This is a genomic window from Nocardia sp. NPDC057663 (genome assembly GCF_042799895.1).
In the GTDB taxonomy this organism is placed as follows: Bacteria; Actinomycetota; Actinomycetes; order Mycobacteriales; family Mycobacteriaceae; genus Nocardia.
The window spans coordinates 569,777-594,174 of record NZ_JBHVHX010000002.1 but is presented as its reverse complement, the minus strand read 5'-3'; the positions used below and the strand labels follow the sequence as shown (position 1 = coordinate 594,174).

Genomic DNA, 24,398 nt, shown 5'->3' with positions numbered 1-24,398 from the left:
TCGAAAAGTCATCGCAGCCAACCGTTGCACCCGCCCGACCTGCGGAGGAAGATCGAGACCGGCGTCCGGCCGACCTGCCGTCGTCCGTCTACGGCGCGCTGAATACGACACAGAGTAGGACCCGCGCGTGATGCTGCGGCAGCACGGTTTACGATTCACTCAACGCATGCTGACCGTCGTCTGCCTCTGACCGGAGGACGGAGGGCCTGCGAGTGACGTACAGGCATCTTCAGGAGGATCAGTGACTGCGGTAGAGCCCAGGCCAGTCCCTCAGTTGGAAGCGACTCGACCGTATCCTGCTCGGACCGGGCCCAAGGGCTCGTTCCTGTACAAGGCGGTCACCACCACCGACCCCAAGGTGCTCGGCACCATGTACCTGGTGACGGCGATCAGCTTCTTCCTGGTCGGCGGTCTCATGGCGCTGCTCATGCGCGCCGAGCTGGCGCGCCCGGGTCTGCAGTTCCTCTCGCCGGAACAGTTCAACCAGCTGTTCACCATGCACGGCACGATCATGCTGCTCTTCTACGCGACGGCGATCGTGTTCGGCTTCGCGAACATCATCCTGCCGCTGCAGATCGGCGCCCCCGACGTCGCCTTCCCGCGACTGAACGCGTTCAGCTACTGGCTGTACCTGTTCGGTGGCTCCATGGCGACCGCGGGCTTCGTGACCCCCGGTGGCGCCGCGGACTTCGGCTGGACGGCGTACGTGCCGCTGACCGACATCCTGCACTCGCCCGGCGTCGGCACCGACCTGTGGATCCTGGGTCTGGCCGTCTCCGGTCTTGGCACCATCCTCGGTGGTGTCAACATGCTCACCACCGTGGTCTGCCTGCGCGCGCCCGGTATGACCATGTTCCGCATGCCGATCTTCACCTGGAACATCGCGGTGACCTCGGTTCTGGTGCTGCTGGCGTTCCCGCTGCTGACCGCGGCGCTGTTCGGCCTGGCCTACGACCGTCACCTGGGCGGCCACATCTACGACCCGGCCACCGGCGGCATCCTGCTCTACCAGCACCTGTTCTGGTTCTTCGGCCACCCCGAGGTCTACATCATCGCGCTGCCGTTCTTCGGCATCGTGTCCGAGATCTTCCCGGTGTTCAGCCGTAAGCCGATCTTCGGCTACACCACGCTGGTCTACGCGACCCTCGGTATCGCGGCGCTGTCGATCGCGGTGTGGGCGCACCACATGTACGCCACCGGCGCCGTGCTGCTGCCGTACTTCTCCTTCATGACCTTCCTCATCGCGGTCCCGACCGGTGTGAAGTTCTTCAACTGGATCGGCACCATGTGGAAGGGGCAGCTGACCTTCGAATCACCGATGCTGTGGTCGATCGGCTTCCTGGTGACCTTCCTCTTCGGTGGTCTGTCGGGCGTCATCCTGGCCTCGCCGCCGCTGGACTTCCACGTCACCGACTCGTACTTCGTCGTCGCGCACTTCCACTACGTGCTCTTCGGCACCATCGTGTTCGCCACCTTCGCCGGTATCTACTTCTGGTTCCCGAAGATCACCGGCCGCATGATGGACGAGCGCCTGGCGAAGTGGCACTTCTGGACCACCTTCGTCGGCTTCCACACCACCTTCCTGGTGCAGCACTGGCTGGGCGCCGAGGGCATGCCGCGTCGCTACGCCGACTACCTGCCCAGCGACGGCTTCACCACGCTGAACACGATCTCCACCATCGGTGCCTTCATCCTGGGCTCGTCGATGCTGCCGTTCGTGTGGAACACCTTCAAGAGCTACCGCTACGGCGAGGTCGTTACGGTGGACGACCCGTGGGGCTACGGCAACTCCCTCGAGTGGGCCACCACCTGCCCGCCGCCGCGGCACAACTTCTACGAGCTGCCGCGCATCCGCTCGGAGCGCCCGGCGTTCGAGCTGCACTACCCGCACATGGTCCAGCGCATGAAGGCCGAAGCGCACGTCGGCTGGGGCTCGGCCAAGCACGCCACGCATGTCACCGAAGGCACGCTGGCGAAGAAGTAGAAACTCCGCAAGACCAGGGTGTGCACCTGCTGGGTGACCAGCAGGTGCATGCGCTGTTTCTAGACTAAGTTGAGCAGGGACGGCTCACCCCAGGGAAGGGCCCGGATATGGAGCAGACCGACTTGGCCGACACCACAGTTCTCGTGACCGTCACCGGACCCGACCGACCCGGCGTCACGTCGGTCCTCCTGGCGGCACTGTCCAAGCATCAGGTGAGCCTGCTGGACGTGGAACAGGTCGTCATCAGGGGCAGGCTCACCCTCGGTGTGCTGGTGTCGTGCCCGAACGACGCCGAGGCATTGCAGGACGACCTCGAAGAGGCGATGAACACCGTCGGCATGCAGGTCGACGTGTCCGTCGACGCGCAGATCGGCAAGCCGCCGATATCGACGCACGCCGTCGTGGTGCTCGGCGCGCCCGTCACCGCGCACGCGTTCAGCGCGATCTCGCGGCTGCTGGCAGGCCTCGGCGCCAATATCGACACCATTCGCGGCATCGCCGACTACCCGGTGACCGGCATGGAACTGATGGTCTCCGCGATCGATTCCGGCGCCGACACCGATTCCCGGCTGCGCACCGCGCTGGCCGACGTGGCCGTCGCCGAGCAGGTCGACATCGCCGTGGAACGGGCCGGGCTGGCCCGCCGGGCCAAGCGGCTCATCGTGTTCGACGTCGACTCCACCCTCATCCAGGGCGAGGTCATCGAGATGCTGGCCGCGCACGCCGGTGTCGAGGAGCAGGTCCGCGAGGTCACCGAGGCCGCGATGCGTGGCGAGCTCGACTTCGCCGAATCGCTGCGTCAGCGGGTCGCGACCCTCGAAGGTCTCGACGAGTCGGTGATCGAGGAGGTCGCCGACCGGATCGAGCTCACCCCCGGCGCCCGCACCACCATCCGCACCCTGCGTCGGCTCGGCTTCCGCTGCGGTGTGGTCTCCGGCGGGTTCCGGCAGGTCATCGAGCCGCTCGCGCACGAGCTGGAACTCGACTTCGTGCAGGCCAACACCCTGGAAATCGTCGACGGCAAGCTCACCGGCCGGGTGGTCGGCGAGATCGTCGACCGGGCCTTCAAAGCGACCGCGCTGCGCAAGTTCGCCGCCGAAGCGGGCGTGCCGATGGAACAGACCGTGGCGGTCGGCGACGGTGCCAACGACATCGACATGCTCAACGCCGCCGGGCTCGGCGTCGCGTTCAACGCCAAGCCCGCGCTGCGCGAGGTGGCCGACACGGCACTGTCGCATCCGTACCTGGACGCGGTGCTGTTCATTCTCGGCGTCACCCGCGACGAGGTCGAGGCGGCCGACGCCCGCGACGGCGGGGTACGCCGGGTTCCGCTGCTCGGGCGGTAGTCCTGGCGCGTCGCGGCCGGATGGGTGCGGCACGGCGTTAGCCTCCAGCGCAGGGTGTCCTTCGGCGTTGGGAGAGCTCCATGCGGAATGTCCTGCTCGCGGCTCGAGCGGACGCTGCGGGTGCTGGTCGTCTGGTTCCGCGAGGCTTGCTCGTCCTGGCCACCGTCGCAGGCCTGCTCGCCGGATGTGGCGACGACTCGTCCGGCGACATCACCTCGACGACCATCGAGCTGCCGACCACCGCACCGGCGGCCGCGGTGAGCCCGGTCGAGGTCGACCAGACCTTCAACGGCAGCACGGTCGGCGTGGAGCTCGGTCAGATCCTGCTGGTCCGGCTACCGCAGAACCCGGACGACACCGAGCAGTGGAAACCGGTGAATATCGAGGAGGGTGTCCTGTCCCCGGAGCCACCCCAGTCCGAGGGCGACAGCACGGTGTGGCCGTTCCGTGGTATCGGGCCCGGCATGGCGACCATCCAGTTCGTCTTCGGCCCGTCCAGTCAGCCACCGATCGAGCCGGGGCCGCAGTTCATCCTGTTCGTGCAGGTCGCGTAGCGGCGACGGAGACCGGTCGGTCGGCTCGCTAGGCTGGGCCGGACTGGTGGCGTCGATCGAATCGGGTGTTGTGGCATGGGCAGCGCGGAACTGAGCAGCGTGGAGACCGAGGCGGAGATCAGGGACGAGGCGGCCGAATTCGCTGTGCGGCACGCCGAATTGGCGCGTGGCTACGGCGGCAACGGCGACCCGGACGACCCGGCCATGGTGCAGGCGATGCAGATGGTGCTGCACATTCCGAAGACCCATCCGCCCGCCCGCAGCGCGCTCCTGGAAGCCGCGGCGGCCGCGGCCGTCGCCGTGTGCCTCGACCCGCGCTCCGGGCCGGGCGGGGAGTGGGAGCCGCGGTATCTGGCGTGGAAGCGGTCCAGGATCAGGAAGGTCGCCCGGCGGGCCCGCGGCGCGCAGTGGGTGTCCGCGGGCGCGGTCGACGGTGTCACGATCGATGTCGACGGCGCGCAGGCCCGTGCGTTCGTTCCCGGCCCGGTCGGCGCGATCGATCCGCGGATCCGCAAGCTGCAGATCGGCGGCACCGATCTCGAGCACGATGAGCCGGGCCCGCCGGACCCGCGAATGCCGGTGCTGTGGGTCAACGCGGCGCTCGAGATGTCGGTCGGCAAGGCGGCCGCGCAGGTCGGGCACGCGAGCATGCTGCTGGCCGGTGCCCTGCCCGTGACGGCCACCGCGGCCTGGGCCGCGCACGACTTCCGGTGCGCGGTCCGCGATGCCGACGACCAGCGGTGGGCCGGACTGGTGGCCGAGGTGGCCGGCGGTCGCGCGGTGGCCGTGCGCGACGCGGGCTTCACCGAGGTGGCACCCGGCTCGATGACGGTGATCGCGGTGCCTGCCCAGCCCTGACCTGCCGGCACGCGCCGCCGAATCCGGCGGTTCGGTGCAGGTTTTCGCGACTCGCCGTCCCGCCGGGGTGTATCTGGGGGATCGTGGGGGTATATGAAACCGACGGTCCTGGCATCGAGGCGTAGGGAGGTTCCGCGATGGTGACCACGATTGTGGTGATCCTGATCGTGTGGGCGGTGCTGTCGGTGCCGATCTCGTTCCTCGCCGCCCGGATGCTGCGCGATGAGCCGGGCGGGCACCGCGATTCCGCGCCGACCAGCGGCGACGAATCCCACCCGGGCCGGTCGTTCCGCTGAGGGCCCGCGTGGGCCAAGATGGAGCGCGTGTCGCAACCCGATCCCGATCTGCTCATCGACTTCTCCGACGTGACCATCCGCCGCTCGGGCCGAACGCTCGTCGGCCCGGTCAGCTGGCAGGTCGAACTCGACGAACGCTGGGTGGTGCTCGGCCCCAACGGGGCGGGCAAGACCTCGCTGCTGAGAATGGCCGCCGCCGAGGTCCATCCGACCTCCGGTGACGCGAACCTGCTGGGGGAGACGCTCGGTCGCGTCGACGTCACCGAGCTGCGGCCGCGCATCGGGTTGTCCTCGGCGGCGGTGGCCAGCCGCATCCCCGTCGACGAGAAGGTCAGCGACCTGGTGGTGTCGGCCGGCTACGCGGTGCTCGGCCGGTGGCGCGAACGCTACGACGACATCGACACCGAACGCGCCGTCGACATGCTGGAAACCCTGGGCGCCGAACACCTTTCCGACCGCACCTACGGCACCCTGTCCGAGGGCGAACGCAAGCGTGTGCTGATCGCGCGCGCCCTGATGACCGACCCGGAACTGCTGCTGCTCGATGAACCCGCCGCCGGCCTGGACCTGGGTGGGCGCGAGGAACTCGTGGAGCGGCTCGGCTATCTGGCCGCCGACCCCGACGCGCCCGCGATGGTCCTGGTGACCCACCATGTCGAGGAGATCCCGCCGGGCTTCACCCACGCCATGCTGCTCAGGGAGGGCGAGGTGGTCGGGCAGGGTCTGCTCGACGACGTGCTCACCGCCGAGAATCTCAGCGCCGCGTTCAGTCAGTCCATCGCACTGGACCGGGTCGACGGGCGCTGGTTCGCGCGCCGGGCGCGCCGGGCGGGGCAGCACCGCCGCGCCTGACGCCCACTCAGCGGGAACCGTGGACCGGCCCGGCGGAACCGTTTCCATCGCGAACCAAGCGGGCGTTAGGGTGCAGAGGAGGCCGGAATCGCGGCCGCGGCGATACGCGCGCGGCCTGCCCGGTGCTCCGGCAGGCGATGGGGCCGGTCGGAGTCGGTCGCCGGGCCGTGCCCGGCGGTGGAGAGGAACGGGTATGAGTGAGTCCGGGGTAGCCGCGCGCGACGCGTCGACGGTGATGCTGGTGCGCGACGGTGGGTCGGGCATCGAGGTGTTCCTGCAGCGCCGCGTCAGCGGTATGGCGTTCGCGGGCGGGATGACCGTCTTCCCCGGCGGTGGCGTCGACGCCGCCGACGGCACCGCCGACATCGCCTGGGCCGGACCCGCACCGGCGTGGTGGGCCGAGCGTTTCGCGACGACCGAGCAGGCAGCCCAGGCGCTGGTCGCGGCCGCGGTCCGGGAGACCTTCGAGGAGTGCGGCGTGCTGCTGGCCGGGCCTACCGCCGATACCGTCGTCGACGACTCCGCGGTCTACCGCGAGGCCCGCGGCAAGCTCGAGCGCCGTGAGCTGTCGCTCGCGGCCTTCCTCGCGGCCGAGGGTCTGGTGCTGCGCGCCGATCTGCTGCGGCCGTGGTCGAACTGGATCACCCCCGAAGCCGAACCGCGCCGCTACAACACCCGGTTCTTCGTCGCCGTGCTGCCGCAGGGCCAGATCGCCGACGGCGCGACCTCTGAGGCCGCCCAGGTCCTCTGGGCGACTCCGCGGGACGCCCTGGCGAGCTGGCGGGCGGGCGAGCACGTCCTGCTGCCGCCGACGTGGTCGCAGCTCGACGGCCTGTGCGGTTTCGCCGATACCGCGGCCGTGCTGGCCGCCGACCGGGCGATCACCCCGATCATGCCGCACTACACGCCCAATGCCGAGGGCCCGCCGCTGACCGACTTCCCGGACAACGGCCGGTATTTCGCGGAGCTGCCGCAGCTGGGTGCACTGGGCGGCCGGTAGGTTGGCCGCATGGCCGAATTCGTCACCCTCGAGCTGCCCACCGACCCGTCCGCTCGCGGCGTCGCGCTGCTGCGCATCGATCGTCCGCCGCTGAACCTGGTCGATGCCCAGCTGGCCCGTGAGGTCGCCGCGGCGGCCGAGACGGTGGGCCGGCATCCCGGGGTGGCCGCGCTCATCGTCTACGGCGACGAGCGGGTGTTCAGCGCGGGCGACGAGATGACCGAGCTCGCCGAGCTCGACGCCGGGCAGGCCGCCGCGATGGCGGCGGATCTGCAGGCCGCCCTCGGCTGCCTCACCCGGGTGCCGCAGCCGACGGTCGCCGCGATCACCGGCTACTGCCTCGGCGCCGGTCTGGAGCTGGCGCTGGGCGCCGACCACCGGATCATCGGCGACAACGTCAAACTCGGGCTGCCGCAGATCAAGGCGGGGCTGATCCCGCTGTCGGGGATCCGCAGGCTGTCGCTGCTGATCGGCGCGAGCCGCGCCAAGGACCTGGTCTACACCGGTCGATTCGTCGACGCCGAGGAAGCCGCGGCGCTCGGTCTGGTCGACGAGGTCGTCGCGCCCGACGACGTCCTCACCGCGGCCCGCCGCTGGGCCGAGCAGTTCGTGACGGCCGCGCCGCGGGCCCTGGCCGCCGCCAAGGCGGTCTTCGAAGCGGGCCCGCACGGTCACTCCACCGCCGTCACCGAATGGTCGGCGCTGTTCGACACCGACGACGCCTGCACCGGCACCCGCACCTTCGCCGCCGAGGGTCCGAACAGCGCGACATTCACCGGACGGTAGCAACTCGACCGGAACCATCGTTAACTTCGCGCTTGGTGATCTCGTGAGCACATGGGTAACTTCCCAGCCACCTCCCATCGACGTGGCTGGAACCGCATGCCCGGTGCCTGAAGAACCGCGCTCACAGCCCCGGCCGAGTACCCGGAGCGGCGGGCCGCGGGTCTCCTATTACTCTTGGCGGTTATGACGGTTCACCCCGATGACCCGGCGCCGAACCCGCACGCCACCGAGGCCGAGGTCGAAGCAGCGCTGAAGGACACCAAGCTCGCCCAGGTCCTGTATCACGACTGGGAAGCGGAGACGTACGACGACAAGTGGTCGATCTCCTATGACGAACGCTGTATCGCGTATGCCCGCGGCCGGTTCGACCTCGCGGTCGGCCCCGCCCCGCTGCCCTACGAACGGGCGCTCGAGCTCGGCTGCGGCACGGGGTTCTTCCTGCTGAACCTGATGCAGGGCGGCATCGCGAAGAAGGGCTCGGTCACCGACCTCTCGCCCGGCATGGTCAAGGTCGCGCTGCGCAACGCCGAGCACCTCGGCCTGGATGTCGACGGTCGCGTCGCCGACGCCGAGACCATCCCGTACGACGACGACACCTTCGACCTGGTCTGCGGCCACGCTGTGCTGCACCACATCCCGGACGTGGAGCTGGCCCTCAAGGAGTGCCTGCGGGTGCTCAAGCCGGGCGGGCGTTTCGTGTTCGCCGGTGAGCCGACCACCATCGGCAACCTCTACGCTCGCAAGCTCGGCCAGGCCACCTGGAAGGTGACCACCGAGATCACCAAGCTGCCGTTCCTGTCCGGCTGGCGTCGTCCACAGACCGAGCTGGACGAGTCGTCCCGCGCCGCTGCGCTCGAGGCCGTCGTCGACCTGCACACCTTCGACCCGAGCGATCTCGAGAAGATGGCCAAGTCGGCCGGTGCCGTCGACGTGAAGGCCACCACCGAAGAGTTCGCCGCCGCCCTGTGGGGCTGGCCGGTGCGCACCTTCGAGGCCGCCGTCCCCGACGAGAAGCTGACCATCGGCTACCGCATGGCGCAGTACCGCGCCTGGCTGGGCCTGAGCTGGCTCGACGAGAACGTCCTGCGCAAGGTCGTCCCGCGCGAGTTCTTCTACAACGCGATGATCACCGGCGTGAAGCCGGGCGCAGCGCAGAAGTAAGTGGGGTACCGCTTCGGCCGCGACGACGTCGCCTATCTGGGCAGCGCGGCGGGATCCGCCGCGCTCGCCGAGGTCGACCGGCTGGAGCTGACCCCGGCGACGCACCTGCGCGATATCGAGCAGGTGCGTCGCTCGCACGACGCGCATGCCGCCGCGCTGATCGAGACGGTGCGGTTGCGGCGCAAGGCCGCGGTGAAGCTGCCCGCGGCGGCCGAGTGGCTGTTCACCGATGACGCGTTGCAGCAGGCCACGCCCGCGCTGGTCGCCCGGCACCGGGCCGCGCGGTTGGCCGGTCGGGCGGTGCACGATGTCACCTGTTCGATCGGGGCCGAGCTGGCCCAGCTGGCCGAGGTGTGCCCCGCCGTCATCGGCAGCGACCTCGACGAGGTGCGTTTGGCGATGGCCGCCCACAACCTCGGTGTCGCGCCGCTGTCGGCGACAGGTTTCGGCACAGCCGTCGAGCAGGCCGCTACTCGCGCCGACGGGGCTCCGCATGAGGTGGGTTCGCCGATCCGCGGACGAAACATAGTGCTGGCCAAGGCCGATGCCCTCACCCCCACGTCCCGGGACACCGTGATCATCGCCGATCCGGCCCGCCGCGCCGACGGTCGCCGCACCTATGACCCCGCGAAACTCCAGCCCCCGTTGCCCGACCTGCTGGCCGCCTACGCGGGCCGCGATATCGCCGTGAAGTCCGCTCCCGGACTGGATTTCGACCGGCTCGGCTGGGACGGTGAGATCGAGGTGGTCTCCCTCGACGGCGCGGTCCGCGAAGCGTGCCTGTGGTCGCCCGGGCTGACCGAATCCGGCATCACCCGCCGCGCCACCGTCCTCGATTCCCGCGGCGGCGCAACCACTCTCACCGACGCCGACCCCGACGACATCCCCGAGCGCGCCCCCGGCGAGTGGATCGTCGACCCCGACGGCGCGATCGTGCGCGCGGGCCTGGTGCGCCACTACGCCGCGAAACACGGTCTCTGGCAACTGGATCCCCAGATCGCCTACCTCACCGGCGACACCGTCCCCACGGGCATGCGCGGCTTCCGTATCGAGGACCGCTTCGAACTCCGCGAGAAGACGCTGCGCCAGGAGTTGTCCCGGCGCGACTGCGGTTCGCTGGAAATCCTCATCCGAGGCGTCGATATCGACCCGGACGCCCTGCGTAAGAAGCTCAAGCAGCGCGGCACCCGGCCCTATATCTTGGTGATCACTCGAATCGGCCGCAACGCAACGGTTTTCCTCTGTACGGCCCACGCTGCCCGGTAGGACACGTCCGAGCCGGCGCGGCGTAGCCGCTATCGAACATATGTTCCCCACTGCGGCTAAGCTGTGCCGGTGACCAACGAGAACTCCGCCGAGGCCGCCATCCATCGTTACTTCGCCGCACTCCAGTCCGGGACCCCGGAGCTTTTGAAGGGGTGCTTCACCGACGACGCGCGATGGTTCGCACCAGGCCGTCTGCCCAACTCCGGCACCTGGCACGGGCCGGACGCCATCGTCGGGGAGTTCTTCCCGATCGCGATGGCTCGGATGCAGCCGGGCTCATTCACCACCGACCTGCTCAGCCTGACCTTCGGCGACTCGAACGCCGTCGTCGAGTGGCGATCGAAGGCGACCACGACATCAGGCCACGAGTACGACAACGCCTACATCGCGAACTTCGTCGTCACGGACGGCAAGATCTCCGAGGTGCGCGAGTACTTCGACACCCAGCGCGGCGAGGGCCTGTACCAGTAGCTAACTCTCCATCTTCTTCACCACCCGCTGGACCGTGAGCCAGGTGCGGGTGGTGATGTCCTTGCCGTAGGTCTTCTCCAGGCGGGCCATGAAGTCGGGGGTCTTGCCGGTGCTGTTGTCGATGACGGTGAGGAAGGCGCGGGCCTTGCGGTCGTAGCCGATCACGCGCGTGAGGGGATCGTCGTCGAAGGCCTTCGTGTCCGCTTCGCGCATGGTGTTCTTGAAGAAGGTGACGGTGAGGTAGGAACCGCGTTCGTGGGGGAGACCTTCGAAGGGGTCGCGGTCGAGGAGCTCACGCAGTTCGGAGTGACTACGGATGATGGTCCCGCCGGGGATGCCCAGCTCGGTGGCCAGGGCCTGCTGAATACGCTCTTCCAGGTCGGCCCGGTCATCGGCGGTGCGAAAGACGACATTGCCGCTGGTCAGTACCGAGGCGACCTTGTCGAAGCCCAGGCCCTCGAATACGCCGCGCAACTTCTCGTTGCGCATGTTCGGGTTGGTCGGCATGATCCCGCGCAGCAGCGCCGCATAACTGTCCACGGTGCGACCGTACCGACCACCCCCGACAGCTCTCCATACCGGTCGGGGACGGGTCGGCTGCTGCGGGGCGGGGCAGCTCGACCCAGCTCGAGCCCTGGTTTGCGGGGGTCGCAACGTTGAGTCTTGGCCAGGGATAGCACGAGCCGGAACCGGCGGTGTGGTACTGGCCGGCTACTTTGCCCCTGCCGGTCCGGCATGGCGACCATGTCGGGGCAGTGCATGACGCCGCTGGCCTTCGCCGGGCCGGCGCATTGCGTCGCGGTACTTGTTCAGCGGGTCATACAGCGACGATGCAGGGGACCGTACCCAAGGGCAGAATCGGTGGCAAGAAGCAGAGCGGCAACCCGAGTAGGCTGAGCCCTAATGTAAACGGCACCAATAGCACGGCGGGCTCGACTTGAACGGGTACCGGTGCAATCACCGGCACAACGGAATCGGCGGGAGCCGCGGTGGCGAAGCCGGAACCCAGCGCGATTATCGGCGCGAGCGCCGCAGTTGCTGCGGCAACACGAATTCTATTCTTGGTCATGATGGTTCCTTCGGTAGGAAATGTGGGAACCCACGCCAAGCGAAGGGTCCCGCAAGATCGACACCAATAACTCTGCTCGTAGAACGAGCGGAAAACCATCATCCCTGGGGTTGAAACCTCTCAGCCCTCGACCGCGCAGCCGGGAGGTGATTACGCCCGCGCCGCGGCGTTCTTCTTACGCTCGATATCGGCCAGCGCGGCCATGTAGGCGGCCCGCTCCTCGGCGGTGGCGTCCCAGGCGACCTTGCGGTTCTTGACGACCTTGGCCGGCGCGCCGACGGCGATGCTGTAGTCGGGGATGTCCCCACGGACCACCGCGTGCGCACCCAGCACGCACCCACGCCCGACGCGGGTATCGCGCAGCACGGTCACCTTGGCGGCGATCCAGGTGTCGGGGCCGATCCGGACGGGGCTCTTCACGATGCCCTGGTCCTTGATGGGCAGGGTGATGTCGTCCATCTTGTGGTCGAAGTCGCAGATGTAGCACCAGTCGGCGACCAGCGTGGATTCGCCGATCTCGATGTCGAGGTAGGTGTTGACGACGTTGTCCTTGCCGAAGACCACCTTGTCGCCGATGCGCAGCGAACCCTCGTGGCAGCGGATGGCGTTGCCGTCACCGATGTGTACCCAGCGGCCGATCTCCATGCGGGCGAATTCCGGGGTCGCGTGGATCTCCACATTGCGGCCCAGGAACACCATGCCGCGCAGCACGATGTGCGGGTTGGCCAGCCGGAACTTGGCCAGCCGGTAGTACCGCACCAGGTACCAGGGGGTGTAGGCGCGGTTGGCGAGCACCCAGCGCAGCGAGTCCCTGGTCAGAAACCGCGCCTGCTGCGGATCGCGGCGGCGTGAACCACGCCAGCGCGCGCTCAGCGGCGCGCCCCACATGCTCGTCACGAACTACTCTCCCGTCGTGATCGCACCGGGCCTGCCCCGGGGATTCGGTCATCGGTAACACAGAGTACTTTCGGAGCGCACGCTTACCGTGCGATACCCCCGATCATCGGCTCGATTACACAGGGAGATCAGCAGGTGCGAACTCGGACTCGCGTCGCGGCCTCGCTCGCTGCCGCCGGTGTGGTGGCATTGGCAGGATGCGGCACCGACGTGGACGACATCACGGTCGGCAGCGGAAAGGGTTGGCCCGCAGCCCATCACGACGGCCGCAACGGCGGTGCGAGCCCGGTGACCGGCGCGGAGTCGATGTCGCTGAGCTGGTCGCGCCCGGTGGGCGGCCCGATCGCCCAGCCGTTGACGATCGGCCCCGAGGGCCAGATGTTCGTCACGTCGAGCACCGGCAACTGCGCGATCTTCTCCTACCAGATGCGCACCGGACGCAAGCGCTTCTGCAACCCGCTCGGCCCGTCGACGATCGAGGCGCCGACCGTGGTCGACGGCGTCAGCAATGTCTACGTCGGCGACGACGGCGCGGTGAACTCCTTCAACTACCTCGGTCAGCCGCGCTGGCGCACGCCGGTGGCGGGGGTGCCGGTGGCGATCCAGTTCACCGCTGACGGCAAACTGCTGACGGTGACCCAGTCCGGTCAGGTCGACGTCCTGAGCCGCCAGACCGGCGGTCGCGAGGTGCCGACGCTGCAGCTGCTCGGCGAGCCCGACTTCCTGGAACTGCCCGGCCTGACCCGCCCGGCCTCCGGCGACGGTCTCGACGACTGCCGGATCGGCGGCCCGCGCTGCGCGGTCGCCAACACCACCGCCGTCGACCCCGAGACGGGCCGGTTCTTCGTCACCGTGTGGGAGCCCGGCAAGTCCGCCGCCTCGCTGCGCGCGATGCGCTACGCCGACGGCAAAATCGCCCAGGAGTGGAGCGCCGACATGCTGACCGGCGGCAGCGCCACCAGCCCGACCCTCTCCGGCGACGGCGCCACCGTCTACGTCGGTGACAACAGCGGCCGCCTGATCGCCGTGAACACCGAGGACGGCAGCACCCGCTGGACCCACGCCCTCGGCTGGACCCCCAGCCGCGGCATCTCCCTGGTCGGCGACCTGATCATCCCCGCGGGCGACGACGGCTACCTGATGGCCCTGCACGACCGCGGCGACCGCGCCGAGCTCGCCTGGGAACGCAAAGACCTCGCCCTGCGCGGCACCCCCGCCCAGACCGCGGGCGGCATCGGGTACACCGTCGCGGCCATCGGCGCGGGCCTCAGCCTGATCACCTTCGACACCACCACCGGCAACACCGTCGACTCCGACGTCCTCCCCGCCGCCACCGGCACCACCACCGGCACCTCCGTCGGACCGAAGGGCGAGGTCGTCGTGGCCACCCGCGTCGGCGAGATCTTCGCCTTCACACCCGACGCCTGACCTGGCATCAGTACGGGTTGGTCCGGTCCGACCAGCGCGCGCCGAGATCCGCCGTGAGATGCCGGGGGAAGGAGATGCGCGCCGGGTCGCCGTCGGCGGTGTAGCGATGTTCCGGGTTGGCGGCCAGCCAGTCCAGCCAATAGGCCGAATCGAACGGGACGGCACCCCGGCCCGATCGGATGCGTGGCACGCCGCCGGGGTCGACCGCACCGTACGGCGCTGGGGCGGGGTTCGAGCCCACCAGCATCACGGCGTCGAAGCGGTAGGGCGTGCCGTCCCAGCTGCCCGCGGTGGCCAGCGCCTGATCGCGGGGATGGATGCCCAGCGGTAGCGCCATGGTGCGCACAGTGACGCCGGGCGCGGCCGCGGTCACCGCGCGCACGTTCTGCACCAGCTCGCGCTGTACGCCGTCGGTGTCCAGGCTCGCCAAGTGGGCGTGGCTTGCCGTATGCGCGCCGATTTCGTGGCCGTGGGCGACGAGCCAGGGCAGGGCGCGCGGGTCGCCGCCGAAGGGCTCGTTGTTGACGTAGAACGTGGCGACAGGCCGGAAGTCGGGGTAGCGGGAGCCGAACTCGGCGAGGATGCCCGCGGCGCTGTCCGGGGCCACGGCGCCGGTGTCGGTGAAGGCGAGCTGGCTACCGGTCGAATCGTCGAAGGTCAGCACTACCGGATGGGTGCCCGCGGGCAGGTCGAGGTCGCCGGAGATGTATTGCGCGGCGGTCACCGGGCGGTAGCCCTCGCGGTAGAGACGTTCCAGTTCGTCCCGGAACTCCGCCGGGGTCTGGTCGTATTCGCCGGCCGGGTTCGCTGCGATCTGGTGATACATCAGGACCGGGACGAATCCGAGTTCGTTGGCGGCGATCTCGGCCGGATTCGGCGGTGGCGATTCCGCTGTCGTCGCGGGCCCGGCCGGTTGTCCGGCCGGAGCCGGTGCGCCCTCCGCTGTGCAGGCGGTGAGCGCCGCGGCCAGCAAGAGCGTGGACACGCGGTGGAATACCGGGTTCGATCTGCCTCCCATCGCGATAATGTAACGCGGCGGCAAAGCTTTTCCCGTGTTCTTTCGATACCCCGGCAGTTTGCATCGGACCTGCGAAATAGTGGGCCTGACAACGGTAGCGGAAGGTGGTGTGGGCGTTGGGATTGTGGATCCAGTCGGTCGATCGGCGGCGTTTGGCGATGATCGCCGCAGTTGCTGTCCTCGCGTTGGTGGTAGTCGCGCTGCTGGCCGGATTTGCGTTGAGCAGATCCGCGGTTTCGGCCGCGGACACCGTCGCGCCGACCCTGCAGGTGACACCACCTGATCCGGTGCGCTCCTATCGCGCCCCGGTCGTGCTGCGCGGCACCGCCATCGACGCCGTGCGCGTGTCCATCGGTGAGGAATCGGTGACTCCCGGTCCGGACGGGGCCTTCGAGATCTCCGTGCCGTGGGCTCCCGCCGTCGAGGTCGTGGCGGCGGACGCCGCGGGCAATCAGAGCAGCAGCACCGTCGTCACGGCGCGCACGCTGCCGCGGATGCGGGCCGTGCACGTCACCGCGCACGCCTGGTCGCACGAGGGCCTGCGCGAAGCCGTGCTCGATCTCGCTCGCGAAGGCCGTATCGATACCGTGCAGCTCGACATCAAGGACGAGGACGGCGTCGTCGGCTACGACTCCCAGGTCCCCCTCGCCCGCGAATCCGGTGCTGTCGCTTCGATTTACGATGCGCCCGCCGCCCTGCGGCAATTGCACGACCTCGGCCTGCAGGTGGTCGGCCGCATTGTCGCGTTCCGCGATCCGACCGTGGCCGCCTGGGCCTGGCACAACGGCCGACCCGACTGGGTTGTCCAGAATCCGTCCGGGCAGCCCTATTCCAGCCACTACGGCCCGATCGCCTTCACCAATGTCGCCCATCCCGACGTGCGCCGATACAACATCGACCTCGCGGTGGAGGCCGCACAGCTCGGCTTCGACGGCATCATGTACGACTACGTCCGCCGCCCGGACGGCAGCCTGTCCAGCATGAATTTCGCCGGACTCACCGAGACCCCCAGCGCCGCGGTCGCGGAATTCCTCGCCCAGAGCCGCTACCCGGTGCACCTGGCCGGAGCGCATCTGAGCGCCGCGGTCTACGGAATCGCCTCCACCCGCCCGGACGAGATCGCCCAGGACATCCCGCTCATGGCCCGCAGCGTCGACTTCGTCGCGCCCATGCTCTATCCGTCGCATTGGAATTCCGGTGAGTACGGCGTCGCCAACCCCAACGCACAGCCCTACGACATCATCTTCCGCTCGCTGCAGGACTTCCAGAAGAGCACGGCGGGCACCGGCGCCACCGTGATCCCGTGGCTCCAGGACTTCAGCCTCGGCGTGTCCTACGGCGACGCCGAGTTGCGCGCCCAGATCGACGCCACCCGAGACGCGGGCATCGACAGCTTCTTCCTCTGGAACGCCGCCACCCGCTATCACGGCGGCGGCATCCACCCGGCCTGAAGAAGCCCACCACCGGACGCTGAAGACCTGTCACGCCACCCAGGCGATGGCGTCGCTCTCGTTCGCGACGGGGAAGACCCGCACCTCCGCGGGGATGAGGAAGCTGAACAGGTGGACGGCTTCGCCCAGTGCCTTGTGGTCGGTGACCAGGGCGATGCGGCCCCAGGCGCTGCGTGGCAGCCTGACCAGCTTGAGGTCCTGCCACATCGCGTCGAGGGAGTAGCGGTCGAAGTCGGGGCCGAGGACGTAGACCAGGTTGACCGGCTGTTCGTGTCGGAGGGCCGCGTCGATCGCCGGGTCGAGGACGGTGGTGTAGTCCTCGGCGGTGACGGTTCCGGACGCGCGCAGGCCGATCGTCGCGGCGGGCAGGTGCGGGATCTGCTGCAAGGGCATGGCGCGGCTCCTTCGTCGTGGTGGTCGGCACCAGCGACGGTAGAGCCGGGTGGCTGCCTCGGCGTCATGCGTTGTGGGTGAACTCGAGCTCGGCGCGCGACCGCCACGGTCGCGCGTCGAGAAGCGTCCACTACTTCGGATCGCGCTCCGGCAGCGGCCGTTCCACGATGTCGGGGCGGCCCAGCGACGTCCGCACGCGGCGTTTGGCGGCCGAGTAGACCTGCGCGGTCTCCGCGGCCACCACGTCCCAGGCGAAGTCGGCGGTGAGCCGCTCGCGGGCGTTGTAGGCGCGGTCCTGCGCGGTCGCGGGGTCGTCGAGGACGGCGCGGGCCGCGTCGACGATGCCGTCCACGTCGGCCGGTTCGAAGGAGGCGCCGGTGACGCCGTCGATGACGGCCTCGCCCAGGCCGCCCGCGGTGGAGGCGATCAGCGGCACTCCAGCGGCGGCGGCTTCCAGGGCGACGATGCCGAACGGCTCGTACCGGCTCGGCAGCACGATGGCGTCCGCGCCGTGCAGCCAGCCGAGCAGTTCCTCGTGTCCGAGACTGCCGACGAAGTGCACGGCCCGCGCGACGCGATGCACGCGGGCGCGTTCACGCAGCCAGTCGAACTGGGTGCCGACACCGGCCACGGTCAAGGTGGTGCCGGGGTGCGCGCGGCGGATGCGGGGGAGCGCGGCGATCGCGTCCTGCACGCCCTTCTCGTATTCGAGCCTGCCCACGTACAGCAGCTTCGGCGGGCCGGAGCGCGGTGCGCGCGGACGGAAGGTCCAGGCGCCGACATCGATGCCGTTGCGGATCACCGTGATCGGCGAGAGCTCGGGCCCGTAGAGCCGCTCCACCTCGTCCTGCATGGAGGTCGAGCAGGTGATGATCTGATCGGCCTCGTTGGTCAGCCACCACTCGACCGAGTGCACCTGCTTGTTGACCCGCCCCGACACCCAGCCGCTGTGGCGACCGGCTTCGGTGGCGTGGATGGTCGCCACCAGCGGAACGTCGTAGTACTCGGCCAGCGCGATCGACGGGTGCGCGACGAGCCAGTCGTGCGCGTGCACCACATCCGGCGTCCAGCCCTCGCCGACGCCGGGCTTGCCGAGCGCGACACCTGCGCGGACCATCGCGTGCCCCATCGCCAGCGTCCAGGCGAGCATGTCCTCGCCGAAGTCGAAGCACGGCGGGTCCTCGGCCACGGCCACGACGAGCACGCCGTCGGCGATGTAGGAGTGCGTGGGATGGGTGATCGAGTCGGTGCCCGTCGGCCTGCGGGCCAGCACCACGACCTCGTGACCGGCCGCGGCCAGCTCCACGGCCAGGTGATGGACGTGCCGACCGAGCCCGCCGACCACGACCGGCGGGTACTCCCACGACACCATCAAAATCTTCATGCGAATCCTTCAGCGGCGGCCGACGGGACAGCGGTCGGCAACCGCCGCGCGTCCAGACCTGGGAAGAATCCGTCGGCCGCGTTCCATCCTGCCGCGAGACGGGTCGCTTTGGCGAACTGGCCAGCCCCGATGGCCTCGGCGAGTTCGCGCACGGCGTGCGCGTGCTCGTGGGCCCGGTCGCGGGCGTACCCGGCGGCGGAGTCCTTGCTGACCATGAACGCCCAGTCGCTGGAGACGGTCAGGATCGCCTCGCGCAGCAACTGGTCGGCGACCGGATCGCGCAGCGAGCCGTCGCGGCGGACCTTGTCCAGGGTGTCCAGCGCCAGCCGGACGACGTCGGCATTGAGCTCGACGAGGTCGGCGACCTGGTCGCCCGCCCACACCCGCCAGTCCTTGCCCGAACCCCACGACGAGTCGTTGAGCTGCACAGGTTCGCCGACATACCCGTTGTCACGGGCGTCGGCGAGAGTGCCGACGTTCACGCCGGCTTCCGGCAGGGCGCGCAGCACCTGCTCGAGCCATTCGGGGCCCTCGTGCCACCAGTGACCGAACAGTTCGGTGTCGAAGGCGGCCACCACGAGGGCCGGTCGGCCGATCCGCTCGGACTCCTCGATCAGCCTGCTGCGGACGGTCTCGACGAAGTCCGCGACATCGCGCGTGATGGCGCCCGCGGCGAGTTCGGGATCGTAAGGGGCCTTGTCAGGACCGGCGACGGTTTTGCCGGTCACCCGCGACGGCTTGAGACCCGTCGCGTGGTCGTAGTGATGGAAATCGCGGTACGCGCTCTGCCCCGGGTAGCCCTGTTTCGGCGACCAGACGCGGTAGCTCACCTGGAGATCGCGTCCGAACGCGAGCACATCGGAGTCGCGCACCGGCCTGCCGAGGGTGGTATCGCCCCGCAGCGAGGGCCCGTCGACCATGAAATGCGTCACACCCGCGGCGTCGTAATTACGTTCCATGCCGGGGGTGTAGCCGCACTCGGGCGCCCAGATGCCGGTGGGGGTGGTGCCCCAGCGCAGTCGCGCGTCGGCCAGGCCCTCGGTGAGCTGGAACTGGCGCAGTCGCTCGTCGAGCAGTGGCTGGAAGGGATGGGCGAGCGGACCGCCGAGCAGTTCGATCGCGTCGGCGTCGATGAGCGAGCGCCACACCGGGGCGCTGCCGTGCCGCCAGTCACGTTCGAATTCGGTCAACGCCGTTGCGGCGAGCCGATGTTCGTGTCGGCCCAGCGCCACATTGCCCGACATCGACGCCTCGTCGGCGCGCAACTGCCAGTTGCCCAGCCAGTGGTGCATGCCGGCCAGGCAGTGCGGATCGTCGAGCTGGGCGGCGAGCACCGGGGTGATGCCCAGGCTCAGCAGACGCGTACGGCCTTCGGCCGCAAGGTTTTTCAGTACCCGCACCAGGGGCAGATAGGACGCGGCCCAGGACTGGTAGAGCCATTCCTCGCCGACCGGCCAGCGTCCGTGATGGGCCAGCCAGGGCAGGTGGGAGTGTAGGACGAGCGTGAACTGGCCCGGCACCGAGCCGGACCGGGCGGAGCGGGAGTCGGTCAACGCCTTGCCTTTTCGGCGATCGCCACCAGGTCCAGGCTCGCGTCGATATCGCCCGCGCGCAGATCGAAATCGTCGATGGTGACGGCGGCGACGTCGGCGGTCAGGTCGGCGGGCCACGGCTCACCGGCCAGCGCGCGCTCGATCTGGGCGTCGATGAACGACCCACCGTGCTTGGCGTCCAACGCTTTCAGGCTCGCGCCGTGGTGCACACCGAGCATCTCGGAGACGGTGAAACCGGCCTCGACCAGCAATTCGGTCAGCTCGGCCGCGTTGAGTTCGCGGGTGTGGAACGGGTTGAGCGGGGTATCGCGGCCGGGGGAGAAGGTGATCCGGTTCGGCGTGCTGATCAGCAGCTGCCCGCCAGGGCGCAGCACGCGCAGGCACTCGCGCAGGAACTGTGCCTGGTCCCACAGGTGCTCGATGACCTGGAAATTCACGACGACATCGACGGTTTCGTCCTCCAGCGGCAGCTCGGCGAGGTTGCCCTGGATCATCTCGACGCGCGGATAGCGCGCGCGCACGTGCGCGACGGCGCCCTCGTCGTAGTCGACACCGACGACACGCGCGGCCACGCCGGCGATCATGTCGGCGCCGTAGCCCTCGCCCGAACCCGCCTCGAGCACGGTCTTGCCGGTGCAACGGTCGAGCAGCCGGGCGTAGGCGATCTCGTGCCGACGGAACCAGTAGTTCTCCTCGGCGATGCCGGGCACGGTCCGCTCACCGGTCAACGGCAGTGGTTCATGTGTGGCGGCCACGGGTGCGGCAGGGATCACAGCCTCGCTCATTCGTCCGACGTTACTGGTACCGCCGGTCCTTGCAGGATTCAGGGACCGGATGGGAACCTCTTGTGCATGTAGGTTACCCACGAGTAACTTAGCGTAGGGTAGTGTTCCGCTCTGAGCTACTCACGGACGTACGGCCCCCGCTCGTGCGGCCACCACACACGTGTATCCAGAAGGAGGTCGACGAAGACCGATGCCGAACATCGTCGTACTCATCAAGCAGGTTCCTGACACCTGGTCCGAGCGCAAGCTGACCGATGGTGACTACACCCTCGACCGCGAGGCTGCCGACGCCGTCCTCGACGAGATCAACGAGCGCGCCGTCGAGGAAGCGCTGCTGATCAAGGAGGCCCAGGGCGGCGAGGTCACCGTGCTGGCCGCCGGTCCGGATCGCGCCACCGAGGCCATCCGCAAGGCGCTGTCCATGGGTGCCGACAAGGCCATCCACATCAACGACCCGGCGATCCACGGCTCCGACGCCGTGCAGACCGCGTGGGTGCTGGCCGGCGCGCTCGGCCAGGTCGAGGGCGTCGAGCTGGTCATCGCCGGTAACGAGGCCACCGACGGTCGCGCGGGTGCCGTGCCGGCGATCATCGCCGAGTACCTGGGCATCCCGCAGCTGACGCACCTGCGCAAGCTGACCGTCGACGGTGACAAGATCACCGGCGAGCGTGAGACCGACGAGGGCGTCTTCAAGCTCGAGGCGTCCCTGCCGGCCATCGTCTCGGTCACCGAGAAGATCAACGAGCCGCGCTTCCCGTCCTTCAAGGGCATCATGGCCGCGAAGAAGAAGGAAGTTCAGGTCTTCACCCTGGCCGATCTGGGCATCGACCCGTCGACCGTGGGCGTCGCCAACGCCGGCACCCAGGTCACCGGCTCCACCCCGAAGCCCGCCCGCACCGCGGGCGAGAAGATCGCGGACGAGGGCGAGGGCGGCAACCAGATCGCCACCTACCTCATCGGTCAGAAGATCATCTGATCCGGCCCCGTCCGAGACTTCGAAGGAGAAAGAACAATGGCTGAAGTACTTGTGCTCATCGAGCACGCCGACGGTGCCGTGAAGAAGATCAGCACCGAACTGCTCACCGCCGCCCGCACCCTGGGCGAGCCCGCCGCCGTCGTGACCGGCCCGGCCGGTACCGCCGACAAGCTGGCCGCCGCGCTGGCCGCCGCGGGCGCCGAGAAGATCTACGTCGCCGAGTCCGACGACATCGAGGGCTTCCTGGTCACCCCGAAGGTCGACGTGCTGGCCGGTCTGGTCGAGTCCGCCTCGCCCGCCGCCGTGCTGGTCGCCGCCACCGCCGAGGGCAAGGAGGTGTCGGGCCGCCTCGCCGCGCGCATCGGCTCCGGCCTGCTCGTCGACGTCATCGGCGTCAACGCCGACGGCTCGGCCGTGCACTCCATCTTCGGTGGCGCGTTCACCGTCGAGGCCAAGGCCACCGGCGACGTGCCGGTGATCTCGGTCCGCCCTGGCGCCGTCGAGGCGGCCCCGCAGGCCGGCGCGGGCGAGCAGGTCGTCGTCGAGGTTCCGGCCCAGGAAGAGGGCGTCGTCAAGGTCATCTCGCGTGAGCCGATCGTGGGCGGCGACCGTCCGGAGCTGACCGAGGCGAGCATCGTCGTCTCCGGTGGCCGTGGTGTCGGTTCCGCCGACAACTTCGCGGTCGTCGAGGCGCTGGCCGACTCGCTCGGTGCTGCCGTCGGCGCCTCGCGTGCCGCTGTCGACTCGGGCTACTACCCGGGCCAGTTCCAGGTCGGTCAGACCGGTAAGACGGTCTCCCCGCAGCTCTACATCGCCCTGGGCATCTCCGGCGCGATCCAGCACCGCGCCGGCATGCAGACCTCGAAGACCATCGTCGCGGTCAACAAGGACGAAGAGGCTCCCATCTTCGAGATCGCCGACTACGGCATCGTGGGCGACCTGTTCAACGTCGCCCCGCAGCTGACCGAGGCCGTGAAGTCCCACAAGGGATAAGGTCTCGTCGCTGAGCGCAATGCGGCCCCGTCCGGGTTTCCGGGCGGGGCCGCATTGCGTCTCGCGAGAGATGTCGTCGCCGCTGCGTAGCATGGGTGAATGGCCGTGCCGAGCGTCGACCGCCCTGACCTGCCCGAGGCGATGACTTGGGAAGAGCTGGAGAAGCTACCCGAGGAGGTCGCCGCCCAGATCGAGTTGTGGGACGGGCGAGTTGTGTGGGTGCGTCGTGGGCCAGGTGAACATCAATTGGCGACATTGCTACTTGCGCAGGAAATCAGGCGTTGTTCCAGCGACGACAGGTTGTCGCACCCCGAACGATGCTGGCGAGGAAATCTCGAGACGAATGTCTTCTTCGGCAACACCGGAAAGTCCGACTTCGTCACCCCGGACTTCCTCGTTCACCGCTGCCTGTCGCCGGGCGCCGATGTCCGCGCCTCCGACACGGTGCTCGTCGGTGAGGTGCTGTCGCCGTCGAACACAACCACCGAGATCGAAGCGAAGAAGGCCCGTTATGCGGGTGCGGGCATTCCGTCGTACTGGGAAGTCGAGCTGACGCAGGATCTCACCGGCATCGGAGCCCTTCGCGTCTACATCCTCGAAATCGGTCACGCCGAGCTTCCGCCGGGAGTGCGTCCGCTCCGGCACGCGAACTACCTGCTCGCCGGCGAGTGGAGCCCTGGGGCGACTGCTGGTATCTCCTTCCCGTACCCGTTCTCGATCGAGATTCCCTGGTCGTCGCTGGCCTTTTGAGCAGGGAGCAATCCCGGCAGGGTTTCGAGCCGACCGGGAAGGGTTCGTCTGCCGAGGTGCCGACGGTCCGGGACTTTCATCGCGCCGTGCCCCGGTCAGGCGGTAATGGGCCGACGCGGGTGGGCGTGGCAGGGTGGGGTGGGTGATGACATTGCCGATCGAGGTGCCGCCGGAGGTCGAGGAGACGGTGCTGGAGGTGTTCGGGGCGGTGGGGCAGCGGTGGCTCGAGGATCTGCCGGGGCTGGTGGAAAAGCTGTGTGGGGCTTGGGGGTTGACGGTGATCGGCCCGGCGTTCGAGGGTGGCACGCACGCGTTCGTCGCGCCGGTGCGACGCGGCGACGGGTCGGTGGCGGTGCTCAAGGTGCCGGTGGTCGATGAGGAGAATGTCGCGGAGGCGACCGGGTTGTTCTGCTACGGCGGGGAGGGGGCCGTGACGCTGTACCGGTTCGATGCCGACAGCGGCGCGATGCTGATGGAGTGGGCCCGGCCGGGACAGCCGCTGCTCGAGCAGCCGGGGTTCCCGAGTCTGGAGGGCAGGCCGGAGAACGCGAGCCGGGTTCGCCTGGCGTGCACGGTACTTCGCCGGTTGCGGCGGGAGCCGAGTGGCGTTCCCGGTGACTATCCGCCGCTGCCGACGGCGACCGACGTGGTCGCGCAATGGGCGCAACGGCTGCGGCAGCCCGAACCCGAACTCGCCGAAGTGCTTCCGGCGGATCTGCGCGAGCAGGCTTCGGCCTGGTGTGCGCGGCTCGCCGTCCCGGTCGGACCACTGCTCGTCGTGAATCGCGACACCCATCTGGGCAATATCGTTGCGGCCGAACGGGAACCGTGGCTGCTGATCGATCCGAAGCCCTACCTGGGTGAGGCCGCTTTCGACGCGGGCTTCCTGATCATGATCCAGGTGCAGTCGGCGCCGACGCCCGAGCACGCGCGCGCCGTGGTCGCCGCGACGGCACGGGACCTCGGCATCCCGGCCGACCGCGCCCGCGGCTGGGCCTTCCTGCGGGCGATCGAGGAGATCATCTGGTCGGTCGAGGACGAAGACGAAGAGACCTTGCCGCTGCACCTGGCCGTCGCGCACGCACTGGCCGTCGCGCCCGCCGGCTAGCCGCCGCTTCCGCACCGGG

Annotated in this window: 25 protein-coding genes; 17 read left to right on the top strand and 8 right to left on the bottom strand. The window is 69.1% G+C overall.

Annotation, left to right across the window (positions count from 1 at the left end; genetic code table 11):
• The first annotated feature begins 241 nt into the window (after positions 1 to 241).
• The 11 genes from ctaD (at position 242) to ACFVAV_RS07335 (ending at position 10,574) form a co-directional block, all read left to right on the top strand.
• Positions 242 to 1,984, top strand: coding sequence for a cytochrome c oxidase subunit I (gene ctaD / locus ACFVAV_RS07385; protein WP_379031412.1), 1,743 nt, complete (start codon positions 242 to 244; stop codon positions 1,982 to 1,984).
• A 107-nt stretch (positions 1,985 to 2,091) separates the two neighbouring features.
• A complete protein-coding gene (gene serB, locus ACFVAV_RS07380; RefSeq protein ID WP_379031409.1) occupies positions 2,092 to 3,330 on the top strand; it encodes a phosphoserine phosphatase SerB in 1,239 nt (412 codons plus the stop codon).
• An 80-nt stretch (positions 3,331 to 3,410) separates the two neighbouring features.
• A complete protein-coding gene (locus tag ACFVAV_RS07375) occupies positions 3,411 to 3,884 on the top strand; it encodes a hypothetical protein (RefSeq protein ID WP_379031406.1) in 474 nt (157 codons plus the stop codon).
• A 75-nt stretch (positions 3,885 to 3,959) separates the two neighbouring features.
• Positions 3,960 to 4,742 carry a peptidyl-tRNA hydrolase gene (locus ACFVAV_RS07370; RefSeq protein WP_379031403.1) on the top strand — a complete coding sequence of 261 codons (783 nt, stop codon included), beginning with the start codon at positions 3,960 to 3,962 and terminating at the stop codon, positions 4,740 to 4,742.
• 137 nt (positions 4,743 to 4,879) lie between these two features.
• Positions 4,880 to 5,038, top strand: coding sequence for a hypothetical protein (locus ACFVAV_RS07365; protein WP_379031400.1), 159 nt, complete (start codon positions 4,880 to 4,882; stop codon positions 5,036 to 5,038).
• 18 nt (positions 5,039 to 5,056) lie between these two features.
• A complete protein-coding gene (locus tag ACFVAV_RS07360) occupies positions 5,057 to 5,890 on the top strand; it encodes an ABC transporter ATP-binding protein (protein ID WP_379031397.1) in 834 nt (277 codons plus the stop codon).
• Positions 5,891 to 6,083: 193 nt separating this feature from the next.
• Positions 6,084 to 6,890, top strand: coding sequence for an NUDIX hydrolase (locus tag ACFVAV_RS07355; protein WP_379031394.1), 807 nt, complete (start codon positions 6,084 to 6,086; stop codon positions 6,888 to 6,890).
• A gap of 9 nt (positions 6,891 to 6,899) precedes the next feature.
• Complete coding sequence (locus tag ACFVAV_RS07350) at positions 6,900 to 7,676, top strand: enoyl-CoA hydratase-related protein (RefSeq protein ID WP_379031391.1); 777 nt, start codon at positions 6,900 to 6,902, stop codon at positions 7,674 to 7,676.
• 183 nt (positions 7,677 to 7,859) lie between these two features.
• Positions 7,860 to 8,837 carry a class I SAM-dependent methyltransferase gene (locus ACFVAV_RS07345; RefSeq protein ID WP_189027215.1) on the top strand — a complete coding sequence of 326 codons (978 nt, stop codon included), beginning with the start codon at positions 7,860 to 7,862 and terminating at the stop codon, positions 8,835 to 8,837.
• The gene (locus tag ACFVAV_RS07340) at positions 8,838 to 10,103 is read left to right on the top strand and encodes a class I SAM-dependent methyltransferase (RefSeq protein WP_379031388.1); all 1,266 of its coding nucleotides are present in this window, start codon (positions 8,838 to 8,840) and stop codon (positions 10,101 to 10,103) included.
• Between the two features lie 69 nt (positions 10,104 to 10,172).
• Entirely contained in the window at positions 10,173 to 10,574 is a 402-nt protein-coding gene (locus ACFVAV_RS07335; protein ID WP_379031385.1) for a nuclear transport factor 2 family protein, read from the top strand.
• Here ACFVAV_RS07335 and ACFVAV_RS07330 read toward each other — a convergent pair whose 3' ends face one another.
• The 3 genes from ACFVAV_RS07330 to ACFVAV_RS07320 all read right to left on the bottom strand — a co-directional run bounded on the left by ACFVAV_RS07330 (position 10,575) and on the right by ACFVAV_RS07320 (position 12,531).
• Entirely contained in the window at positions 10,575 to 11,114 is a 540-nt protein-coding gene (locus ACFVAV_RS07330; protein WP_379031382.1) for a DUF1697 domain-containing protein, read from the bottom strand.
• Between the two features lie 277 nt (positions 11,115 to 11,391).
• Positions 11,392 to 11,643, bottom strand: a complete 252-nt coding sequence (locus ACFVAV_RS07325; protein ID WP_379031379.1) for a hypothetical protein — start codon at positions 11,641 to 11,643, stop codon at positions 11,392 to 11,394.
• Between the two features lie 150 nt (positions 11,644 to 11,793).
• A complete protein-coding gene (locus ACFVAV_RS07320) occupies positions 11,794 to 12,531 on the bottom strand; it encodes an acyltransferase (RefSeq protein WP_379031834.1) in 738 nt (245 codons plus the stop codon).
• A gap of 144 nt (positions 12,532 to 12,675) precedes the next feature.
• Here ACFVAV_RS07320 and ACFVAV_RS07315 point away from each other — a divergent pair, with 144 nt between their 5' ends.
• The gene (locus tag ACFVAV_RS07315) at positions 12,676 to 13,968 is read left to right on the top strand and encodes a PQQ-binding-like beta-propeller repeat protein (RefSeq protein WP_379031376.1); all 1,293 of its coding nucleotides are present in this window, start codon (positions 12,676 to 12,678) and stop codon (positions 13,966 to 13,968) included.
• 7 nt (positions 13,969 to 13,975) lie between these two features.
• Here the strand turns inward: ACFVAV_RS07315 and ACFVAV_RS07310 are convergent, their stop codons facing one another.
• Positions 13,976 to 14,986, bottom strand: coding sequence for a polysaccharide deacetylase family protein (locus tag ACFVAV_RS07310; protein ID WP_379031374.1), 1,011 nt, complete (start codon positions 14,984 to 14,986; stop codon positions 13,976 to 13,978).
• Between the two features lie 116 nt (positions 14,987 to 15,102).
• Here ACFVAV_RS07310 and ACFVAV_RS07305 point away from each other — a divergent pair, with 116 nt between their 5' ends.
• Positions 15,103 to 16,437, top strand: a complete 1,335-nt coding sequence (locus ACFVAV_RS07305) for a putative glycoside hydrolase (protein WP_379031371.1) — start codon at positions 15,103 to 15,105, stop codon at positions 16,435 to 16,437.
• Positions 16,438 to 16,467: 30 nt separating this feature from the next.
• Here the strand turns inward: ACFVAV_RS07305 and ACFVAV_RS07300 are convergent, their stop codons facing one another.
• The 4 genes from ACFVAV_RS07300 to ACFVAV_RS07285 all read right to left on the bottom strand — a co-directional run bounded on the left by ACFVAV_RS07300 (position 16,468) and on the right by ACFVAV_RS07285 (position 20,552).
• Positions 16,468 to 16,830: an STAS/SEC14 domain-containing protein gene (locus ACFVAV_RS07300; protein ID WP_379031368.1), complete on the bottom strand. Its 363-nt coding sequence runs from the start codon at positions 16,828 to 16,830 to the stop codon at positions 16,468 to 16,470.
• Between the two features lie 130 nt (positions 16,831 to 16,960).
• On the bottom strand, positions 16,961 to 18,214 hold the full coding sequence (locus ACFVAV_RS07295) for a glycosyltransferase family 4 protein (protein ID WP_379031365.1): 1,254 nt from the start codon (positions 18,212 to 18,214) through the stop codon (positions 16,961 to 16,963).
• On the bottom strand, positions 18,211 to 19,767 hold the full coding sequence (locus ACFVAV_RS07290; protein ID WP_379031362.1) for a 1,4-alpha-glucan branching protein domain-containing protein: 1,557 nt from the start codon (positions 19,765 to 19,767) through the stop codon (positions 18,211 to 18,213). The genes ACFVAV_RS07295 and ACFVAV_RS07290 overlap by 4 nt, the downstream gene beginning before the upstream one ends.
• A complete protein-coding gene (locus ACFVAV_RS07285) occupies positions 19,764 to 20,552 on the bottom strand; it encodes a methyltransferase domain-containing protein (protein ID WP_379031359.1) in 789 nt (262 codons plus the stop codon). The genes ACFVAV_RS07290 and ACFVAV_RS07285 overlap by 4 nt, the downstream gene beginning before the upstream one ends.
• A 190-nt stretch (positions 20,553 to 20,742) precedes the next feature.
• Here ACFVAV_RS07285 and ACFVAV_RS07280 point away from each other — a divergent pair, with 190 nt between their 5' ends.
• The 4 genes from ACFVAV_RS07280 (at position 20,743) to ACFVAV_RS07265 (ending at position 24,379) form a co-directional block, all read left to right on the top strand.
• Positions 20,743 to 21,528, top strand: coding sequence for an electron transfer flavoprotein subunit beta/FixA family protein (locus ACFVAV_RS07280; RefSeq protein ID WP_189027240.1), 786 nt, complete (start codon positions 20,743 to 20,745; stop codon positions 21,526 to 21,528).
• A gap of 36 nt (positions 21,529 to 21,564) precedes the next feature.
• Entirely contained in the window at positions 21,565 to 22,521 is a 957-nt protein-coding gene (locus ACFVAV_RS07275) for an electron transfer flavoprotein subunit alpha/FixB family protein (protein ID WP_379031356.1), read from the top strand.
• A gap of 99 nt (positions 22,522 to 22,620) precedes the next feature.
• Positions 22,621 to 23,271, top strand: coding sequence for a Uma2 family endonuclease (locus ACFVAV_RS07270; protein ID WP_379031354.1), 651 nt, complete (start codon positions 22,621 to 22,623; stop codon positions 23,269 to 23,271).
• 145 nt (positions 23,272 to 23,416) lie between these two features.
• Positions 23,417 to 24,379, top strand: a complete 963-nt coding sequence (locus ACFVAV_RS07265; RefSeq protein ID WP_379031351.1) for an aminoglycoside phosphotransferase family protein — start codon at positions 23,417 to 23,419, stop codon at positions 24,377 to 24,379.
• Positions 24,380 to 24,398: the final 19 nt, after the last annotated feature.

Bases quoted from the DNA above. Each gene is read 5' to 3' on its own strand.
- serB (WP_379031409.1), top strand. From the start codon at position 2,092: ATGGAGCAGACCGACTTGGCCGACACCACAGTTCTCGTGACCGTCACC.
- ACFVAV_RS07375 (WP_379031406.1), top strand. From the start codon at position 3,411: ATGCGGAATGTCCTGCTCGCGGCTCGAGCGGACGCTGCGGGTGCTGGT.
- ACFVAV_RS07370 (WP_379031403.1), top strand. From the start codon at position 3,960: ATGGGCAGCGCGGAACTGAGCAGCGTGGAGACCGAGGCGGAGATCAGG.
- ACFVAV_RS07365 (WP_379031400.1), top strand. From the start codon at position 4,880: ATGGTGACCACGATTGTGGTGATCCTGATCGTGTGGGCGGTGCTGTCG.
- ACFVAV_RS07360 (WP_379031397.1), top strand. From the start codon at position 5,057: ATGGAGCGCGTGTCGCAACCCGATCCCGATCTGCTCATCGACTTCTCC.
- ACFVAV_RS07355 (WP_379031394.1), top strand. From the start codon at position 6,084: ATGAGTGAGTCCGGGGTAGCCGCGCGCGACGCGTCGACGGTGATGCTG.
- ACFVAV_RS07350 (WP_379031391.1), top strand. From the start codon at position 6,900: ATGGCCGAATTCGTCACCCTCGAGCTGCCCACCGACCCGTCCGCTCGC.
- ACFVAV_RS07345 (WP_189027215.1), top strand. From the start codon at position 7,860: ATGACGGTTCACCCCGATGACCCGGCGCCGAACCCGCACGCCACCGAG.
- ACFVAV_RS07325 (WP_379031379.1), bottom strand. From the start codon at position 11,643: ATGACCAAGAATAGAATTCGTGTTGCCGCAGCAACTGCGGCGCTCGCG.
- ACFVAV_RS07320 (WP_379031834.1), bottom strand. From the start codon at position 12,531: ATGTGGGGCGCGCCGCTGAGCGCGCGCTGGCGTGGTTCACGCCGCCGC.
- ACFVAV_RS07310 (WP_379031374.1), bottom strand. From the start codon at position 14,986: ATGGGAGGCAGATCGAACCCGGTATTCCACCGCGTGTCCACGCTCTTG.
- ACFVAV_RS07300 (WP_379031368.1), bottom strand. From the start codon at position 16,830: ATGCCCTTGCAGCAGATCCCGCACCTGCCCGCCGCGACGATCGGCCTG.
- ACFVAV_RS07295 (WP_379031365.1), bottom strand. From the start codon at position 18,214: ATGAAGATTTTGATGGTGTCGTGGGAGTACCCGCCGGTCGTGGTCGGC.
- ACFVAV_RS07285 (WP_379031359.1), bottom strand. From the start codon at position 20,552: ATGAGCGAGGCTGTGATCCCTGCCGCACCCGTGGCCGCCACACATGAA.
- ACFVAV_RS07280 (WP_189027240.1), top strand. From the start codon at position 20,743: ATGCCGAACATCGTCGTACTCATCAAGCAGGTTCCTGACACCTGGTCC.
- ACFVAV_RS07275 (WP_379031356.1), top strand. From the start codon at position 21,565: ATGGCTGAAGTACTTGTGCTCATCGAGCACGCCGACGGTGCCGTGAAG.
- ACFVAV_RS07270 (WP_379031354.1), top strand. From the start codon at position 22,621: ATGGCCGTGCCGAGCGTCGACCGCCCTGACCTGCCCGAGGCGATGACT.
- ACFVAV_RS07265 (WP_379031351.1), top strand. From the start codon at position 23,417: ATGACATTGCCGATCGAGGTGCCGCCGGAGGTCGAGGAGACGGTGCTG.